Here is a 16,934-nt window from a genome sequence, read left to right on the forward strand (position 1 = left end):
ATTGCTTAAGCATCGCTTCATAGACTCGCCGTCACCCCAACCTGGATCATGATCATGTCACGACATCGCTGGCTGCTGGCCGCTCTCCTCGTTGCGCTCGCGGCGCCCACCCGGGCCGCCGAGCCGATGCTGCTCAACCCCGCCCAGATGCAGTCCCTGGGCATCGAAACCGCCGAGGCCGGCGCGGCGCCCGCCGGGCGTGAAGGCAGCCTGCCGGCGCGGGTGCTGGTGCCGGTGGACCAGATGCGCATCGTCGCCGCGCCGGTGGACGGCCGCATCGAGATGCTGGCGGTGGCGCCGGGCATGAGCGTGCGCGCCGGCCAGACCGTGGCCCGCCTCGCCAGCCCCGAGGCCCTCGCCCTGCAGCGCGATGCCCTGCAGGCGCGCAACCAGTCGGCCCTGCTCGACCATAACCGCAAGCGCGACGAGCAGCTGTTCGCCGAAGGCCTGATCCCCGAGTCGCGCCTGCAGGCGACCCGAGCCGCCGCGGCCCAGGCCCGGGCGCTGGCCAGCGAACGGACCCAGGCCCTGAAACTGGCCGGCATCACGCCGGGCAAGCTCGGCGGGCCGCTCACGCTCAGCTCGCCCATCGATGGCGTGGTGCTGGCCCAGAACGCGGAAGTCGGCGAACGGGTCTCGAGCACCGCGCCGATCTACCGCATCGCCCAGCTCTCGCCCCTGTGGCTGGAGATCCAGGCGCCGCTGACGCTGGCCCGCGCGGTGCGCGAGGGCATGGCGGTGCGCATCGCCGGCACCGAGGTGAGCGGCAAGGTGATCGCGGTCGGCCGGGCGGTCGACCCCGAAAGCCAGACGGTGCTGCTGCGCGCGGCGGTGGACGCGGGCGCCGAGCGCCTGCATCCGGGCCAGGTGGTGGAAGTGTCGATCGACGCGAACATCCACGCCAGCGGCCAGCGCCTGCCGGCCTCGGCGCTGGCGCGCGAGGGCGGCCGCACGCTGGTGTTCGTACGCACCGCGACCGGCGCCGACGGCGAGCGCTTCGAGGCCCGTGAGGTGACGGTGCTCGGCCAGGGCGGCGACACGGTCGTGGTCGACGGCGTCAAGGCCGGCGAAACGGTGGCGGTGCAGGGCGTCTCCGGCCTCAAGGCGATGCTCACCGGCGTGGGGGCACAGTGATGCTCGACCGCCTGATCCGCTTCGCCCTCACCCAGCGGCTGCTGGTCCTGGTGCTCACGGCCATGCTCGTGGCCGCCGGGGTGCAGGCCTTCCTGAAGCTGCCCATCGACGCCTTTCCGGACGTGTCCACCACCCAGGTGAAGATCATCCTCAAGGCCCCCGGCATGACCCCCGAGGAGGTGGAGATGCGCCTGGCGGTGCCGGTGGAGCAGGAGATGCTCGGCATCCCCAACCAGCGCCTGCTGCGCTCCACCTCCAAGTACGCGCTCACCGACATCACCATCGATTTCGAAGACGGCACCGACATCTACTGGGCTCGCCAGCAGGTGGGCGAGCGCCTCGCCGCGGCCATGGGCAACCTGCCCGCCGGGGTGAGCGGCGGCATGGCGCCGATCACCACGCCGCTGGGCGAGATGTTCATGTTCACCATCGAGGGCGACCTGTCCCTGGCGGACAAGCGCGCCCTGCTCGACTGGGTCGTCCGGCCGCAGCTGCGCACCATCCCGGGGGTGGCCGACGTCAACAGCCTGGGGGGCAAGGTGCGCAGCTTCGAGGTGGTGCCCGATCCGGAGCAGCTGGCGGCCCGCGGCCTCTCGCTGGCGGATCTGCGCACCGCCCTTGAGGCCAACAACCGCAACGACGGCGCCGGTCGCCTGAGCGATGCCGAGGAAGCCCTGCTGGTGCGCGCGGAAGGCGCCATCCAGACCCTGGACGACGTGCGCGCCATCGTGCTCCATGCCAAGGACGGCCGGGTGGCGCGCGTGGGCGACGTGGCCGAGGTGCGCCTCGGGGCGCTGACCCGCTACGGCGCGGTCACCCGCAGCGGCCAGGGCGAGGCGGTCGAGGGCCTAGTGCTGGGCCTGCGCGGCGCCAACGCGCAGGCGGTGGTGGCCGGGGTCAAGGCGCGCCTGGCGCAGATCGCCCCGACCCTGCCCAAGGGCGTGACCATCGAACCGTTCTACGACCGCAGCCACCTGGTCTCGCGCGCCGTGGGCACGGTCTCCAAGGCGCTCGTCGAGGCCATCGTGCTGGTGGTGCTGTTGCTGCTCGCCTTCCTCGGCAATCTGCGCGCCGCCCTCGTGGTGGCGCTGATGCTGCCCCTGTCGGCCCTGTGCACCTTCATCCTCATGCAGATGTTCGGCCTGTCGGCCAACCTCATGAGCCTGGGTGGCCTGGCGATCGCCATCGGCATGCTGGTGGACGCCGCGGTGGTGGTGGTGGAGAACATCGAAAGCCAGCTCACCGGCGGTGGCGACGCCGCACCGGAGAAGCTCCCCACCCTGCACCTGATCTACCGCGCCGCCCGCGAGGTGGCCGCGCCGGTGGCCTCGGGCATCGCCATCATCATCATCGTGTTCCTGCCCCTGCTCACCCTGCAGGGCCTCGAAGGCAAGATGTTCGGCCCGGTGGCGCTGACCATCGTCTTCGCCCTGTCGGCCTCGCTGCTGCTGTCGCTCACGGTGGTGCCGGTGCTCGCCTCCTACCTCATCCGCCGCGGCCCGCACCACGAGCCGTGGCTGGTGCGCAAGCTCGCCGCGCTCTACGCGCGGGTGCTGACGGTCGCCTTCGCCCACAGCCGGCTCTTCATCGGCGCGGCGGTCCTGGCCCTGGTGGCCGCCAGCGGCGCCTACACGATGCTGGGCAAGAGCTTCATGCCGACCATGGACGAAGGCGACATGATCATGCAGCTGGAGAAGCTGCCCTCCATCGGGCTCGAGCAATCGCTCCTGATCGACGGCCGGGTGCAGCGCGCCATCCTGGCGCGCGTGCCCGAGGTCAAGGCCATCGTCGCGCGCACCGGCTCGGACGAACTCGGCCTCGACCCCATGGGCCTGAACCAGACCGACACCTTCCTGGTGCTGGCGCCGCGCGACACCTGGCGCACGCCCGACCCGGAGTGGCTGGCCGACCGGCTGCGCGAGGTGATGGCGGACTTCCCCGGCATCGGCTTCTCCTTCACCCAGCCGATCGACATGCGCGTCTCGGAGATGCTCACCGGCGTGCGCGGCGACCTGGCCATCAAGATCTACGGACCCGACCTCGACACCCTCAACCGGCTCGCCGGGCAGATCGAAGGGGTGGTGCGCCGGGTGGCGGGCGCCGAGGACACCTTCACCCTCAAGAACGACGGGGTGCAGTACCTGCAGGTGAAGGTGGACCGGCTCGCCGCGGGCCGCTTCGGCCTCAACGTGGACGACATCCAGAACGACCTCAAGGCCTTGCTCGAGGGCCGCGACGTGGGCACCGTCATCGAACAGGGCCGGCGCATCCCGGTGATCCTGCGCGGCCCCGACAGCCTGCGCACCTCGCCGGCGGATTTCGAGGCCCTGCGCCTGACCCTGGCGGACGGGCGCAGCGTCCCGCTGACCTCGGTGGCCCGGGTCGAACGGGTGGACGGGCCGGTCAAGGTGGACCGCGAGAACGCCGCCCGCTACGTGGTGGTGCAATCCAACGTGCGCGGCCGCGACCTGGTGGGCTTCGTCGAGGACGCCAAGGCCGCGGTGGCGCAGCAGGTGCCACTGCCCGAGGGCTATCGCCTCGCCTGGGGCGGACAGTTCGAGAACCAGCAGCGCGCCGCCGCCCGCCTCGCGGTGGTGGTGCCGGTGGCGCTCGCGCTCATCTTCTTCCTGCTGTTCTCCACCTTCGGCTCGGTGCGCCAGGCGCTGCTGGTGCTCTCGAACGTGCCCTTCGCCCTGGTGGGCGGCATCTTCGGCCTGCTGCTCACCGGCGAATACCTGTCGGTGCCGGCCTCGGTCGGCTTCATCGCCCTGCTGGGCATCGCGGTGCTCAACGGCGTGGTCATGGTCAGCTACTTCAACCAGCTGCTGGCGCGCGGCATGCCCATGGCGCAGGCGGTGATCGAAGGCGCCCGGCGCCGGGTGCGGCCGGTGATGATGACCGCCAGCATCGCCGCCTTCGGCCTCGTGCCCATGCTCTTCGCCAGCGGCCCCGGCTCGGAGATCCAGCGCCCCCTGGCCATCGTGGTGGTCGGCGGTCTGGTCACCTGCACCGCGCTGACGCTCGTCCTGCTCCCCATCCTGTTCCGCCGCTTCGGCGTCCGCCCTGCCGTCGCTTTCACGGAGGATCCCCGTGCCTGACGTACTCCTGACCCTGGTGATGCCCAATGACATCGCCCAGCATGTGGAAGACCTGCTCCTGTCCCATCCCGACCTGGTACGCGGTTTCACCGCCTGCCAGGCGGAGGGCCACGGCGCCAGCGTCCCCCTGGTCCAGCCCGAAGAACTGGTGAGCGGCCATGCGCCGCGCACCGAAATCCAGACCGTCGGGCCCGAGCCGTCCATGCGCGCGGTGCTCGAACTGATCCACACCCACCTGCCTGGCGCCAATGTCTTCTATTGGCTCCAGCCGGTCCTCGCGATGGGGCGCCTATGAAACCGACCACCCCCCTGCTGCCCATCGTCGCGCTCACCGCGCTGCTCCTGGGCGCGCCGGCGCACGCCGCCGACACCCCCGCCGATCCGGCCCTGCCCGACGCGGCGCTGGTGGCCCGCGTGCTGCTGCAAAGCCCCATGGTGCAGGCGGCCGACGCGCGCATCCGGGTCGCCACCGCCCGCGAGCGGGAACTGACGGCCGGCCCGCACGAGTGGACCGTCGAGCTGAGCGGCCAGCGCCGCCGCGCCAACCCCAGCGGTGCGCCGTCCGAACGCTTCAACGAATGGGGCGCGGCCATCGACCGCACCCAGCGCCTGCCCGGCAAGGCGGCACTGGACGCCCAGCTGGGCGCCGGCGGCGTCGATCTGGCCCAGGTGGCGCGCGGCGACGCCCTGCACCAGGCGGCGCGCGACCTGCTCGGTGCCTGGTTCGAGTGGCTGCGCGGCGTCGCGGCGGTCGATCAATGGACCGCCCAGATCGCCTCGCTCGAGGCCCAGGCGCAGGCCGTGGCGCGTCGCCAGGCGCTCGGCGATGCGGCGCGCCTCGATGCCGTCCAGGCCCAGGCCGCCGTGGCCCAGGCCCGGGCCGAACTGTCCTCGGCGGTGGCCCGGCGCGACGCGGCCGCCGAACTGTTGCGCCGCCGCTATCCGGCGCTGCCGCTGGCGACCCCGGCGCAGATCGGCGAGCCGCCCGCGCTCGACAGCGACGCGCAGGCCTGGATCGACGCCATGCTCGAACACAACCATGAACTGAGGCTCGCCCGGGGCCACAGCCGCCAGGCCCGCCTCGGCGCCCGGCGGGCCGGCCGCGAGCGCACCCCCGACCCCACGCTCGGCCTGTTCGTGTCGAGCGAGCGCGGCGGCGAGGAGAAGGTCATCGGCGCCCGCCTCAGCATTCCCCTGCCCGGCGGTGGCCGACGTGCCCGCGCCGACGCCGCAGTGGCCGAGGCGGACATGGCGGCGCGGGAGGAAGCCGCTGCCCTGCAGCGCGCCACCGCCGACGCGGCAACCGCCGTCCATGGCGCCGCCACGGCCCGCCAGGCCTGGCTCGCCAGCCGGCAGGCGAGCGAGCAGCTGGGTCAGGCGGCCGAGCTGACCGCACGCGCCTACCGCCTCGGCGAGGGCAGCTTCGACGCCCTGCTGCTGGCCCAGCGCCGGGCCCGCGAGGCCGCCCTGGCGACCCGCCTGCTCCAGCTCGACGCGCTGGAGCGGCACGACCGCGTCCTGCTCGACGCCCATCGTCTGTGGGCGCTCGACGGCGCCGACGACGCGCCGGCCGACGCCTCCGGCATGCCGCACCCCGACACTCAAGGAGCCCTGTGATGATGCCCCGATTCGCCGCCGGCCTCGCGCTGGCCCTCACCCTGGCCGGCTGCGCCGCAACCCCCACCCCGCCAAGGTCCGCCGCGGCGCGCACGGACGGCCTGGCGGTCCTGTCCCTGACCGTGGCCGCCCCGGCCGGCACCCGCGTCTCGCGCTTCGAATACCGCCTCCGTCCGGTGGCGCAGCCCCCCATGAACCAGGCCCGCGTGGAACGCTACTACCGCTCGGAACGCGAACATGCCCGCGCACTGGGCACCCGCACGACCGCCACCGGCGCACCGGCCGACCGGCCGCTGCCCGTCGTCGGTCAGGGCGCCGGTGACGCGGGCGCGATCCGCGAGGACTCGGGCACCGTGGGCCGGGTCGCCGTGCTGCGCCTGGCCCCTGGCACCTACGAGCTGCGCGATTGGCGGCTGGTCCTGGCGGATCGCCACGGCAAGCTGGCGCTCACGCCGCCGCATCCTGTCGTCTACCGGTTCACGGTCCCGGCCGACGGCGGCAGCTACCTGGGCAACGTGCATCTGGCCGTGACCGCGAACCACCAGTACCGGTTTGCGCTGGCCGATCGCCGTGCGCGCGATCTGGCCCTGGCCGGCGGCACCGACACCGCCCTCGCCTACCGGCCCGGACAGCTCACCCCCTGACCGGAACTCCCCGGCGCCGCACCCGGCACGCGCTTCATTTCACGCGCGTGCCGGTGCATGATGGAGGCCCCGTCACTTCGGCGCCGCCGCCATGAACCCACCCCTCATCCGCCGCGCCACGCCCGCCGACCTGCCACGCTGTCTGGCCATCTACACCCCGTACGTGCTCGAGAGCCTGGCCACCTTCGAAGAGGTGCCGCCCGGGGCGGACGCCTTCGCCGAGCGCTTCCAGGCCATCGGCGCGACCGGCCTGCCCTACCTGGTGGCCGAACGGGACGGCCGGGTGCTCGGCTATGCCTACGCGGCGGCCTACCGTGCGCGCGCCGCCTACCGGCACACGGTGGAGAACTCCATCTACGTGGACCGCGCGGCCCATCGCCAGGGCACGGGACGGGCGCTGCTCGAGGCCTTGCTGGACGAATGCACGCGCGGGCCGTGGCGGCAGATGGTGGCGGTGATCGGCGATTCGGCCAACGCGGCCTCGATCGCCCTGCATGCGCGTTGCGGCTTTCGCACCGCGGGCACGCTCGAGTCGGTGGGCTTCAAGTTCGGCCGCTGGGTCGACACCGTGCTGATGCAGCGCCCGCTGGGCGCGGGCGACACCCAGGCGCCGGCCTGAGCACGCGGCTCAGGCGCTGCGTTGCTGCAGCCGCCGCACCCCCAGATAGGCGAGGAAACCCAGGCTCAGGTAGGCGCCCATGCCCAGGCTCAGGCGCGCCGTGCTCGCCCACAGCAGCGGTGCGAACACCCCGGCGGTGAGCGCGTTGGTGGCCGTCTGCATGAAGCTCTGGCAGCTGGAGACCATGCCGCGCCGCGCCGGGAACAGGTCCAGCGCCATGAGGGTGAGGTTGGGCATCGCCATGGACATGCCCAGCACGTAGAGCGGAACCGGCAGGATGCTCAGCGGCAGGCTGGGCGGCCACCCCTGGTTGATGCCGACATTCACCGCCGCCGCCGCACCCATGGCCGCGAAACCGGTGAGGATGGTGCGCCCCGGCGTCCAGTGACTGGCCACCCGCCCCGACAGCCAGGCCCCGGTCATCATGCCGACCATGGCGGGAATGAACAGCCAGCCGAAGCCCTGCTCGGACACCCCCAGATGGTCCACCAGAAAGGTGGGTGCCGAGAGCACATACAGGAAGAAACCGTTGAAGTTGAGGGCGATGGCGGCGCCGATGAGCAGGAAGCGGCCGCTGCGCAGCACCGAGCCGTAACCCCGCGCCACATTGACCGGATGCAGGCTCTGGCGCTTCTCGGGCGGGTGGGTCTCGGGCAGCTTGAAGTAGCTCACCGCGCCGAGCAGCGCGCCGAGCAGCGCGAGGAACCAGAAGATGGCCTGCCAGGGCAGCACCGCCAGGATCGCCCCGCCGAGGATCGGCGCCACCGCCGGCGCGATGGCGAACATCATCACCACATGGGACATGAGCCGCTGCGCCTGCGGCCCCTCGAGCACATCGCGCACCACGGCCCGACCGACCACGATGCCCGCGCCGCCGCACAGCCCCTGCAGCGCCCGCCCGATCCACAGCCACTCGATGCCCGGCGCCAGGGCGCACACCGCCGAGGCCACGGCATACAGCGACAGGGCGGCGAGAATCACCCGGCGACGGCCGAAGCTGTCCGACAGCGCGCCATGCCAGAACACCATCAGCGCGAACGGAATCAGGTAGGCGGTGAGGGTGAGCTGCACCTCGTAGCGGCTCGCCCCCAGGTCCGCGGCGATGTCGTGGAAGGCGGGCAGGTAGGTGTCGATGGAGAACGGCCCGAGGGCCGCGAGGGCGGCCAGGATGGGCGCGAGAACGCGGATGGAAACCGGCATGGGGTCGGGGCGGGGGATCTTGTTATGGGGAATCCGCCCAGTGTAGCGCGTCCCCGCGCGGGGCGGCGTTACCGCCGCTCGGCCAGCGCGCGCCGGTACTGCACTGCCTCGGCAACCTGGGCGCGGCCGATGGCCGCCTCCCCGGCCAGATCGGCCAGGGTGCGCGCCACCCGCAGCACCCGGTCGTGGCCGCGTGCCGACAGACCGAGACGGTCCACCGCCCGGGCGAGCATGTCACCGGCCGCCGCGTCGACGACACAGTGTTCCCGCAGGGCCTCGCCCGCCAGGGCCGCATTGGGCCGGCCCTGGCGCGCCAGGGCCCGTTCGCGGGCCTGCACCACCCGCGCGCGGACCGGCTGCGAGGCTTCGCCCGGCTGCGCCGAGCGCAGTTCGGCGGCACTCAGGGCCGGCACTTCGAGCACGAGATCGAGGCGATCGAGCAAGGGGCCGGAGAGCTTGCCGCGATAGCGCGCCACCTGCTCGGGCGTGCACCGGCAGCGACCGCGCGTGTCGCCCAGATGGCCACAGGGGCACGGATTCATCGCCGCCACCAGCTGGAAGCGCGCCGGGAAGCGCGCCCGGTGGCGGGCCCGCGAGACGTCCACATGCCCGGTCTCGAGCGGCTCGCGCAGCGCTTCGAGCACCCGGCGATCGAACTCGGGCAGCTCGTCGAGGAACAGCACGCCGTGATCGGCCAGGCTGATCTCGCCGGGCACCGGCACGCTGCCGCTGTGAATTACAAAAATAAACATGAAATCAGTATATTTTTATCAATCACTTAGCTATCTTTCTACAAAGAATAGGCGAACCAGGTGACATGAAAATCGACGACCAACGTGCGTATGTACAACAAATTACGCGACTAGATATCAGTCCGGCGCGGAAGATAGGAACCAACCGCCGAAGCATGACTGGACAGACGGCTGTGGGCGGCTTCTCCGTCGCGCATGAGTCGTCCTTGGAGCGGGACTTTTTAATCCTGCTCGATTTCGATCGGAATTTCGTCGAGATCCGAGGACAGCCGGTTCGGATCGGATACAAGGACGCGGCCGGCCGCGATCGCCACTACACCCCGGATGTCTACGTCGAGTACACCAATGGTGAAAAGGTGCTCTACGAAGTGAAATATCGGGAGAATCTCAAGAGCGACTGGATCGCGCTCAAGCCTCGTTTCAAGGCGGCAATTCGCTTTGCACGAGCCAACGAGATGCGCTTCGCACTCGTCACCGAGGTGGAAATTCGGGGTTCGGCGTACCTAGCCAATGCGAAGTTCCTTCGCCCCTACAGAGCGCAAATGGCAAACGTTGCGATGGAAGAACATCTGTTGGAAACGCTAGATCTTCTCGGCGACGCCACCCCCGATTTGCTGCTGAAGGCTGCATTTTCAAGCAAGGAAAATCGAATCCGAGCGGTAGGTCCGCTCTGGCGGTTGGTGTGCACGAAGCTGATCGGTGCGGATCTTACCGAACCTCTAACCATGGCCACATCCATCTGGTGTGCATCGCGGGAGGCCACCGAATGACAACAGCCGCTTTCGTTACCGTGAAGCCAGGTGCAATCGTCGGCGCATTGGGGAAGAAATTCAAAATCACCCACATTCTCGGTGTCGACAACGTGTTGGCTGAAGACCTGGAATCACGCCGGATCGAGCGCCTTAGTGTCGATCAACTTGAACCTGCGTCCAGCGCCAGTACATCATTGACCGAAGGCATCCCAACACCGGATCTGGAAGACATCTCCGATGGAGACTGGAAGCAGGCTCACGAGCGCTTTGCAATCATCTCACCACTCTTGGCAGATCAAGATAGAACACGAGCCAAAGTTGAGCAGGCGGCAGCGACTGCCGGCGTCCATGCGGGAACCATCTACGAGTGGATCAAGCTCTACACCAACTCACTTCAACTATCGTCACTGATACCTCAAAAACGCGGTCGCCGCCGAGGCAACAAAGGACTGGACGAAAGCACCGAGAAGATAGTCCGTTCAGCCATTGAGGACGCATTTCTCAGCAAACAACGTTTGCGCCCGCAGGAAGTCATCAACCGGGTCGCAACCATGTGCCGAACTGCCGGCATCGACGCTCCACATCCCAATACCGTCCGAAACCGTATTCGCGAACTTCGGCCCGATCGGGTGCTACGGGCACGCGGCCACAGCGATCAGGCTCGAAACAAGTTTGCTCCGATCCGAGGCAATTTCCCCGGCGCCGATTTCCCTCTCGCCGTCGTACAGATCGATCACACCGAGGCTGACATCATCGTCGTAGAGGACGAGACGCGGCTTCCCATGGGGCGGCCGACAGTAACCCTCGCGATCGACGTCTTCAGCAGAATGATCACTGGGGTCTACGTGTCGATGGAGAAGCCCAGTGCCGTGGCGGCCGGCATGTGCCTTGCGAACTCCATGTCTCCAAAAAACGAATACCTAGCGGCGCTTGAAGTGCCAGGTGAATGGCCTGTATGGGGTCGCATCGCCAAAGTGCACTGCGACAACGCAAAGGAGTTCCGCGGTGCCATGCTTTCAAAGGCATGCGAACAGTATGCGATTGACCTTGAAATGCGTCCCGTCAAGGTTCCGCACTACGGTGGACACATTGAGCGCTACATGGGGACCAGCGGCGGAGAGATCCGCACTCTGCCGGGAACGACGTTTTCCAATACAAGAGAACGGAAGGGATATGACTCGGAGAAAGAGTCGGCCCTGACGCTGAAAGAGTTCGAGCAACGCTTGGTCGACTTCATCGTCAACGTGTATCACAAGCGGCTGCATTCAGAACTTGAGATGCCGCCGCTTCGCAAATGGGAAATCGGCTTACTTGGAGACTCGACACAGCCCGGAAAGGGGATCCCTGAAGTACCCAGCAATCCCCATCGGCTGCGGTTGGATTTTCTGCCTTTTGTGGAGCGAACGATTCAACCCTATGGCGTCGTGATCGACGACGTTTTCTACTATCACGAAGTCCTCAATCCGTGGATCAACGCCACCGAACCGAATCAGAGCAGGATCAAACGCAAGTTCATCATCCGGCGCGACCCCAGAGATATCAGTGTCGTCTACTTCTACGACCCGGAGGCTCGCGAGTATTACGAGATTCCGTATCGGAACGCGGCCCATCCTCCTATCAGCCTGTGGGAGCTACGCGCGGCTCAAAAGCGTCTGCGCGCTGAGGGTGAGGCGCATGTCGACGAGGAAGCAATCTTCGATGCGGTAGAACGTATGCGTGCGCGCGTTGAAGCAGCCGTCACTAAAACGAAAGCCGCCCGCAGGCAAATACACCGTATCAAGACAACCAAGCGGCAAGCAAAGTCGAGAGCCACGCAACCGGCTGAACGAGCCGCTCCAGAGCGAACCGAGCTCCAAGTTGATCGCACTCCGATGAGCGATCCAATGGACGACGACATCTTCGGCTCCCCCATTCAACCCTTCGACATCAAGGTGTAGCGATGGCGCACTTTGACCACCTTGACCCTTCTGTCCACAGCGCAATGCTCCTGCCGACCGAAGAGCGCATCGAGTTCGCCATGCAGGACAGGTGGATCGGTTACACGCGAGCCCACGAGGCCCTCGACACACTCGAAGATTTGTTGATACATCCGCGTACGCACCGCATGCCGAATCTTCTGCTGGTTGGTGAGAGCGGTAACGGCAAGAGCACCGTCGTCGAAAAATTTTGCGAGCGTCACCCGGTGATTCAGCAGCCCGCAGGGGACCCGGTCCTACCGGTGGCCATCATGAACATGCCGTCTGAACCCGTCGAAACACGGTTCTGGACCGAGCTATTGCTCGCGCTCAAAATCGCACATCGAGATTCAGATCCCGTTCAACGAAAGAAGAACCAGGCGCACTCAGTGCTGACGTACGTCCAATGTCGAATGCTGGTAATCGATGAGATTCACAATCTTCTCTATGGCCATGCGCGCCAACAACGCCACTTCCTTGGCGTACTGAAGAACCTGAGCAATGACCTTCGCTTGCCTATCGTTGCGGTCGGCACTCGCGATGCGATCCGCGCCCTGCATACGGACACGCAGCTATCCTCCCGTTTTGAAGCCTTCGGGTTGCCTCGATGGCAGCTCGACAAGGATTTCTTGAGATTGCTGGCGAGTTTCGAGCGCATTCTTCCCTTGGTTCACCCGTCAAATCTCATCGAGCGCGAACTGGCGATCAAACTTCACGGCATGTGCGGAGGCACCATCGGGAGCCTCGCCAGAATTCTCAAGCGCGCCGCCATCCATGCAATTCGGGACCGTTCGGACAAGATCACGACCAAGACGCTCGAGCAGATCGGGTGGGTCAAACTCACCGAATATGGCAAACAGGCTGAAGCCCTCTAGGATCGATCCGTGGCCCTATCCGGTTCGACTGGAAGAGGATGAGCTGCTGTCCTCTTATCTTGTTCGCTCGGCCCACGCGCACGGTACGACAGCTTACCGGTTCATGAGCCTTCACTTCCCTGGACGACCGGTCTGGAGCCGCGACGTGGACCGGACCGTCGATCGTGGATGGTTAAGGCAGGTTTCCGAGGCAAGTGGAACGCCTATCGACGCCTTGGAGGGAAGCACCCTCGTCCCATTCAGACAGATTGTCGGCTCAGTTGGACAAGGAGGCGACACCCCTCTTCTGCTGTCGGTCAGCGTCTTCAACAGGGTGCGCCGGCGGCATGGATTGCAGTTTTGCCCCACGTGTCTCAAAGAAGGGCGCCATTGGTTCCGCAAACGATGGCGGCTGGGCTTCTACGTCAGGTGCGAGATCCACGAAGTTCCACTTGAAGACTGTTGCCCCGTGTGCACTAGTCCGATTGCGCCACATCGGGGCAACAGACTCGATCTCATCTTCTGCTCCGAGTGCGGCGCATCTTTGACCCGACATCAGGACCCGTGCCCAATACCCGGCTCTGTGCAGGCCCTCCAAGAGGAACTGCTCGCGGCGGTCCAAGGCGCCACCACGCCTCTCGTCAAACCTCACAGGTCAGATGAGCGGCTTGAAACTGTGCGCCGGCTGCTTTCCATTCTGACCCCGTTTCGGCGCCATGCAACCATCCGTAACGCACTGGGTCTGGGAGAGCCCTCCCATCCACGCGAGCGTCGTTCCCAGTTCGAACATGCTCGAATCGCCGAGCGCATTCTCATGTTGGAGACCGTAGCGGCAATCAAAAATAAATGGCCCGGCAACTTTCTCGTGGCAGCGCATGCGGGCGGGCTGACTCAGCAGACGTTTAGACGTATGCATTTGCCTCCTCAGATTCTAGAGGGTGTGTCGTTGCTGCCCCTTGGTCACCGTCGCCAGCGCAGAAATGTTCCCAAGATCTTTGACCGGTCGCTGCAGAGCCTCGCTAGAAGGAGTCCGGACCTGTACCGACAGATCAGAGCGCAACGACTCATAGCCGAGGTGGGCTGGGCGTGAGAACCGCAAGAAAAGCATGCGACGAGTGCGGTCGAGCCATGAGCAAGGCGACGCGTGTTGAACACGGGCATGCCTACTGCAATACCTGCTATTGCAGCGTATTTTCCAAAGTGGCCTGCAGTATCTGTGGCGGTTCAACCCGCGCCTATCATCATGCGGATAGTCCCATTTGCAGAACGTGCCGCGCGGCTAAGCGGACATGCGCCAGGTGTGACCGTCCGTTATCGAAGGCTGGCGTGCTCGTCGCCGGCCGCCCCGTGTGCCCATCATGCGCCCCGAACTTCAACACGCCTCGGCCATGTGCCTACTGCGGCGAGTTGTCCAAGCGACTCAGTACCGCAACCGCACACGGGATCGATGAACTGGCGTGTCCACGTTGCCGCTCTGCGACTTATGAAACATGCAACGTGTGCCGAAAACATCGCGCCGTCGCTGGCCGAGACGTTGGCGGAAGACCCTATTGCAAGGCCTGCGACCCCTCCGCTCCAATTACACACCGTTGCCCTGGCTGCGGGGTTTCCGTTGCTGGCGGCGGCGCGTCGCTGTGCTTCACATGTTCTTTGACGGACAGGATTTACCGACGCATTGAACTCAATACTGAGCTCCTGGAGCAGCGTTGGGTGCGGGCTCTGTTTCGCGATTTTTGTCACTGGGAGGGGCTTCGTTGCAAAGCTGGCAACATGACTCGCCGTATCGATGGCTACGCGGTTTATTTTTCTCGTATCGATCGACGCTTCTGCAGCGCCACGGAGCTGACGCAGGAAACGATGTTCGATCTGTTTGGCGCGGAGGGTCTCAGGAAAGGTTTCAATATCGTGACCTTCTTGTGCGAGCGCCTTGCCATCGCATGGAATGCGCGGGTGCTTGTCGATCTGAACGAACGACGCAGGTTGGACGATCTCATACGCCAGTGCAGTGATATGCCTTGGCATTCTGAGCTCAAGCGGTATGCAAGTTCATTGAATCAGTCAGAACGCAAACTGCAATCCAAGACAGTTCGGTACTACGTGTCTGCGGCTATTGGGCTTGTCCAGTTGGCCGGTGTTCGGAGCTTTCGGGATATTCGCCAGGCCCACCTCGATCGACTGCTTCGAACGCGCGGTGGACTCGCTGCAAGTTTGTCCGCGTTCGCCCGCCACCTCCGGGAGAGCTACGGCGTCGCGTTGAAAAATAAAAAACCCCCGACCGCATCAGTCCGCGCGAAAGAGCGGACTCTCATCAGGCGTATCCGGGTGACTTACAAACGACTGGAAGAGACGAACAACGCTCGCGAGGCCAGAGCAATGCTGGCCAGACTGTTGGCTGATCTCTATCAGATTCCACTTCAGGAGGTCCTGGCTTTGACCGGACGGAACGTGCGACGGCAAGAGGGTCACATAGTCCTCTGGCCATCCACTCGCCAGGTGCACATCGATCACCATAAACTCGCACGACACTTCGACCGATGGTTGCCTAGCACCGCTCCAGACGTAATGGTGTTCGAAGGGCGCAACCGCGTTCAGCCACTGAGCACCGACGCTGTCCGGTATCACACTGAACGACTTCACCATTGACTCAGCGCGACCGAAAGGATCGTTTTCATCCACGACAGCGCGTGCTCGTTGAGTATCCCTAGCGCACTCAAGCTGGCCAGGAAACCAACAATCACGACCGCGTAGAGAAAGAACGACACCGGTTTGCCGACGTAGTCGTACAAGAATTGCTGGCCAAACGTCATGGGTGCGCTTCCACTGCGACACGGGGCGACTTTCTTGGTCTGATTCTTCACTTCTCAACCTCGCATTGTTCTACGACGACTCCATGATGTGACGCCGGCACATCGATCTTGGATTAAAGGGTTTTGTTTTTGCACCCGACCTCAAGCGCCGGTGTGCTCGGAGCCGGGGCAAGCACCTTTAGGTTGCGCAATCCTGCGCGGCTATCCAAGCAAGTTGTAGTGTTAGCGCTCCCCACACAACACTGCGTACTCATCACCAGGATTTTGCTGCGCCAACTGTTTTGAATGCAGGCGGAAGTGCTTCCGCCCCCTATTAGCGTTTCGGCCCTCTCCGACACACGCCCCAGCGTCGACGCTTGCACGGATTTCTCGACGCGACGGCCTCGATAAGCGCTTTTGAAAGCTCGGTAAATATTGACCATATCAACCCATTTGGTATGATTACACTGTAATCAAGTCCCAAAGTGATTCATGCCGAGAGTCAGCGAGAACAAGCGCGTTAGGACCACCCGCACAGGGCGGACTGCTCAGCTAGCGAATGCGCAGAACGCGTATCGAAGCCGCATGAGAGGCAGTGGGTATCGAAGGCTCCAGGAGTGGGTTCCTGAAGCCACGTTGGAGCAACTTCGTTCCCTCTCAACCATACTGAATACGCCTCGAAGAGACGTGTTGGTGCGTTTGGTCAATGCCGCTGAGGGTGGGCGTATCGATCTACAGGGGATGAGTGATGACGACTGAGAGCAAGATCGAGTGGACAGAAATGACCTGGAACCCCACCGTGGGTTGCACGAAGGTCTCTCCTGGCTGCAAGCATTGCTACGCGGAGGTCATGGCCGACCGCCTTCAGGCCATGGGTACCCGCGGCTACGAGAATGGCTTTCGGCTCACCATGCTGGCTGACCGCCTCAAGGATCCGCTCAAGCGAAAGAAACCGACGGTGTACTTCGTGAACTCGATGTCAGATCTCTTTCACGAAGACATTCCCTTTGGCTATATCGACCAGGTTTTTGATACCATCAGGCAAGCCGATTGGCATACATTCCAAATTCTGACAAAACGAGCCGACCGCTTGGCTGAATACTTCAAGAACAAGAGGGCACCAGCAAATGCCTGGTTGGGCGTCTCGGTGGAAGATCGAACGTACGGTGTCCCACGCATCGACTATCTGCGAGGTGTCGATGCTACCGTGCGGTTCTTGTCGATCGAACCCTTGCTGGAAGACGTTGGCCAGTTGGATCTCTCAAACATCCATTGGGTCATCGTCGGCGGCGAGTCAGGGCCGAAAGCCCGACCGATGAAGGTCGAGTGGGTGGAGTCATTGCAGGAACAATGCGAGGCACAAGGCGCTGCCTTCTTCTTCAAGCAATGGGGTGGCTGGGGCGCTGACGGAAAACGCAGAGCGAAGAAACACAACGGCAGAGAACTCAAAGGCCGGACCTACGACGAGATGCCGGCCGCAGCCGTCTAACCTGACCTGCCCCCCGTAGCCATACCACCGATTT

15 protein-coding genes are annotated in these 16,934 nt (G+C 65.2%); 12 read left to right on the forward strand and 3 right to left on the reverse strand.

The genetic code is table 11. The features are described 5' to 3' along the window. The first annotated feature begins 54 nt into the window (after positions 1-54). The 6 genes from G3580_RS18060 (at position 55) to G3580_RS18085 (ending at position 7,112) form a co-directional block, all read left to right on the forward strand. On the forward strand, positions 55-1,134 hold the full coding sequence (locus tag G3580_RS18060; RefSeq protein WP_173767868.1) for an efflux RND transporter periplasmic adaptor subunit: 1,080 nt from the start codon (positions 55-57) through the stop codon (positions 1,132-1,134). Further along, positions 1,134-4,232 carry an efflux RND transporter permease subunit gene (locus tag G3580_RS18065; protein ID WP_173767870.1) on the forward strand — a complete coding sequence of 1,033 codons (3,099 nt, stop codon included), beginning with the start codon at positions 1,134-1,136 and terminating at the stop codon, positions 4,230-4,232. The genes G3580_RS18060 and G3580_RS18065 overlap by 1 nt, the downstream gene beginning before the upstream one ends. Continuing rightward, complete coding sequence (locus G3580_RS18070) at positions 4,225-4,527, forward strand: DUF3240 family protein (protein ID WP_173767872.1); 303 nt, start codon at positions 4,225-4,227, stop codon at positions 4,525-4,527. Before G3580_RS18065 ends, G3580_RS18070 begins: the two co-directional genes overlap by 8 nt. After that, complete coding sequence (locus G3580_RS18075) at positions 4,524-5,849, forward strand: TolC family protein (protein ID WP_173767874.1); 1,326 nt, start codon at positions 4,524-4,526, stop codon at positions 5,847-5,849. The genes G3580_RS18070 and G3580_RS18075 overlap by 4 nt, the downstream gene beginning before the upstream one ends. Beyond that, positions 5,849-6,493, forward strand: a complete 645-nt coding sequence (locus tag G3580_RS18080) for a hypothetical protein (protein ID WP_173767876.1) — start codon at positions 5,849-5,851, stop codon at positions 6,491-6,493. Before G3580_RS18075 ends, G3580_RS18080 begins: the two co-directional genes overlap by 1 nt. 91 nt (positions 6,494-6,584) lie before the next feature. Next, on the forward strand, positions 6,585-7,112 hold the full coding sequence (locus G3580_RS18085; RefSeq protein ID WP_173767878.1) for a GNAT family N-acetyltransferase: 528 nt from the start codon (positions 6,585-6,587) through the stop codon (positions 7,110-7,112). A gap of 9 nt (positions 7,113-7,121) precedes the next feature. Here the strand turns inward: G3580_RS18085 and G3580_RS18090 are convergent, their stop codons facing one another. Both G3580_RS18090 and G3580_RS18095 read right to left on the reverse strand, forming a co-directional pair. After that, complete coding sequence (locus G3580_RS18090) at positions 7,122-8,312, reverse strand: multidrug effflux MFS transporter (protein ID WP_173767880.1); 1,191 nt, start codon at positions 8,310-8,312, stop codon at positions 7,122-7,124. Between the two features lie 68 nt (positions 8,313-8,380). Next, the gene (locus G3580_RS18095; RefSeq protein ID WP_173767882.1) at positions 8,381-9,064 is read right to left on the reverse strand and encodes an ATP-binding protein; all 684 of its coding nucleotides are present in this window, start codon (positions 9,062-9,064) and stop codon (positions 8,381-8,383) included. A 65-nt stretch (positions 9,065-9,129) separates the two neighbouring features. Here G3580_RS18095 and G3580_RS18100 point away from each other — a divergent pair, with 65 nt between their 5' ends. The 5 genes from G3580_RS18100 (at position 9,130) to G3580_RS18120 (ending at position 15,268) form a co-directional block, all read left to right on the forward strand. Beyond that, the gene (locus G3580_RS18100) at positions 9,130-9,834 is read left to right on the forward strand and encodes a TnsA endonuclease N-terminal domain-containing protein (protein WP_173767884.1); all 705 of its coding nucleotides are present in this window, start codon (positions 9,130-9,132) and stop codon (positions 9,832-9,834) included. Further along, a complete protein-coding gene (locus G3580_RS18105) occupies positions 9,831-11,753 on the forward strand; it encodes a Mu transposase C-terminal domain-containing protein (protein ID WP_173767886.1) in 1,923 nt (640 codons plus the stop codon). Before G3580_RS18100 ends, G3580_RS18105 begins: the two co-directional genes overlap by 4 nt. Positions 11,754-11,755: 2 nt before the next feature. Continuing rightward, positions 11,756-12,646: a TniB family NTP-binding protein gene (locus G3580_RS18110; protein WP_173767888.1), complete on the forward strand. Its 891-nt coding sequence runs from the start codon at positions 11,756-11,758 to the stop codon at positions 12,644-12,646. After that, on the forward strand, positions 12,621-13,715 hold the full coding sequence (locus G3580_RS20480; protein WP_173767890.1) for a TniQ family protein: 1,095 nt from the start codon (positions 12,621-12,623) through the stop codon (positions 13,713-13,715). The genes G3580_RS18110 and G3580_RS20480 overlap by 26 nt, the downstream gene beginning before the upstream one ends. 680 nt (positions 13,716-14,395) lie before the next feature. After that, complete coding sequence (locus G3580_RS18120) at positions 14,396-15,268, forward strand: hypothetical protein (RefSeq protein ID WP_173767891.1); 873 nt, start codon at positions 14,396-14,398, stop codon at positions 15,266-15,268. Here the strand turns inward: G3580_RS18120 and G3580_RS18125 are convergent. Beyond that, positions 15,259-15,432: a hypothetical protein gene (locus G3580_RS18125; protein WP_173767893.1), complete on the reverse strand. Its 174-nt coding sequence runs from the start codon at positions 15,430-15,432 to the stop codon at positions 15,259-15,261. The genes G3580_RS18120 and G3580_RS18125 overlap by 10 nt on opposite strands. Positions 15,433-16,159: 727 nt before the next feature. Here G3580_RS18125 and G3580_RS18130 point away from each other — a divergent pair. Then, entirely contained in the window at positions 16,160-16,900 is a 741-nt protein-coding gene (locus G3580_RS18130; protein ID WP_173767895.1) for a DUF5131 family protein, read from the forward strand. The last annotated feature ends 34 nt before the right edge of the window (positions 16,901-16,934 follow it).

Source organism: Nitrogeniibacter mangrovi (assembly GCF_010983895.1).
GTDB lineage: Bacteria > Pseudomonadota > Gammaproteobacteria > Burkholderiales > Rhodocyclaceae > Nitrogeniibacter > Nitrogeniibacter mangrovi.

Excerpts from the sequence above, each read along its gene's own strand:
- G3580_RS18060 (WP_173767868.1), top strand. The coding sequence starts at position 55 with ATGTCACGACATCGCTGGCTGCTGGCCGCTCTCCTCGTTGCGCTCGCG.
- G3580_RS18065 (WP_173767870.1), top strand. The coding sequence starts at position 1,134 with ATGCTCGACCGCCTGATCCGCTTCGCCCTCACCCAGCGGCTGCTGGTC.
- G3580_RS18075 (WP_173767874.1), top strand. The coding sequence starts at position 4,524 with ATGAAACCGACCACCCCCCTGCTGCCCATCGTCGCGCTCACCGCGCTG.
- G3580_RS18080 (WP_173767876.1), top strand. The coding sequence starts at position 5,849 with ATGATGCCCCGATTCGCCGCCGGCCTCGCGCTGGCCCTCACCCTGGCC.
- G3580_RS18085 (WP_173767878.1), top strand. The coding sequence starts at position 6,585 with ATGAACCCACCCCTCATCCGCCGCGCCACGCCCGCCGACCTGCCACGC.
- G3580_RS18090 (WP_173767880.1), bottom strand. The coding sequence starts at position 8,312 with ATGCCGGTTTCCATCCGCGTTCTCGCGCCCATCCTGGCCGCCCTCGCG.
- G3580_RS18095 (WP_173767882.1), bottom strand. The coding sequence starts at position 9,064 with ATGTTTATTTTTGTAATTCACAGCGGCAGCGTGCCGGTGCCCGGCGAG.
- G3580_RS18100 (WP_173767884.1), top strand. The coding sequence starts at position 9,130 with ATGAAAATCGACGACCAACGTGCGTATGTACAACAAATTACGCGACTA.
- G3580_RS18105 (WP_173767886.1), top strand. The coding sequence starts at position 9,831 with ATGACAACAGCCGCTTTCGTTACCGTGAAGCCAGGTGCAATCGTCGGC.
- G3580_RS18110 (WP_173767888.1), top strand. The coding sequence starts at position 11,756 with ATGGCGCACTTTGACCACCTTGACCCTTCTGTCCACAGCGCAATGCTC.
- G3580_RS20480 (WP_173767890.1), top strand. The coding sequence starts at position 12,621 with ATGGCAAACAGGCTGAAGCCCTCTAGGATCGATCCGTGGCCCTATCCG.
- G3580_RS18120 (WP_173767891.1), top strand. The coding sequence starts at position 14,396 with ATGACTCGCCGTATCGATGGCTACGCGGTTTATTTTTCTCGTATCGAT.
- G3580_RS18125 (WP_173767893.1), bottom strand. The coding sequence starts at position 15,432 with ATGACGTTTGGCCAGCAATTCTTGTACGACTACGTCGGCAAACCGGTG.
- G3580_RS18130 (WP_173767895.1), top strand. The coding sequence starts at position 16,160 with ATGACGACTGAGAGCAAGATCGAGTGGACAGAAATGACCTGGAACCCC.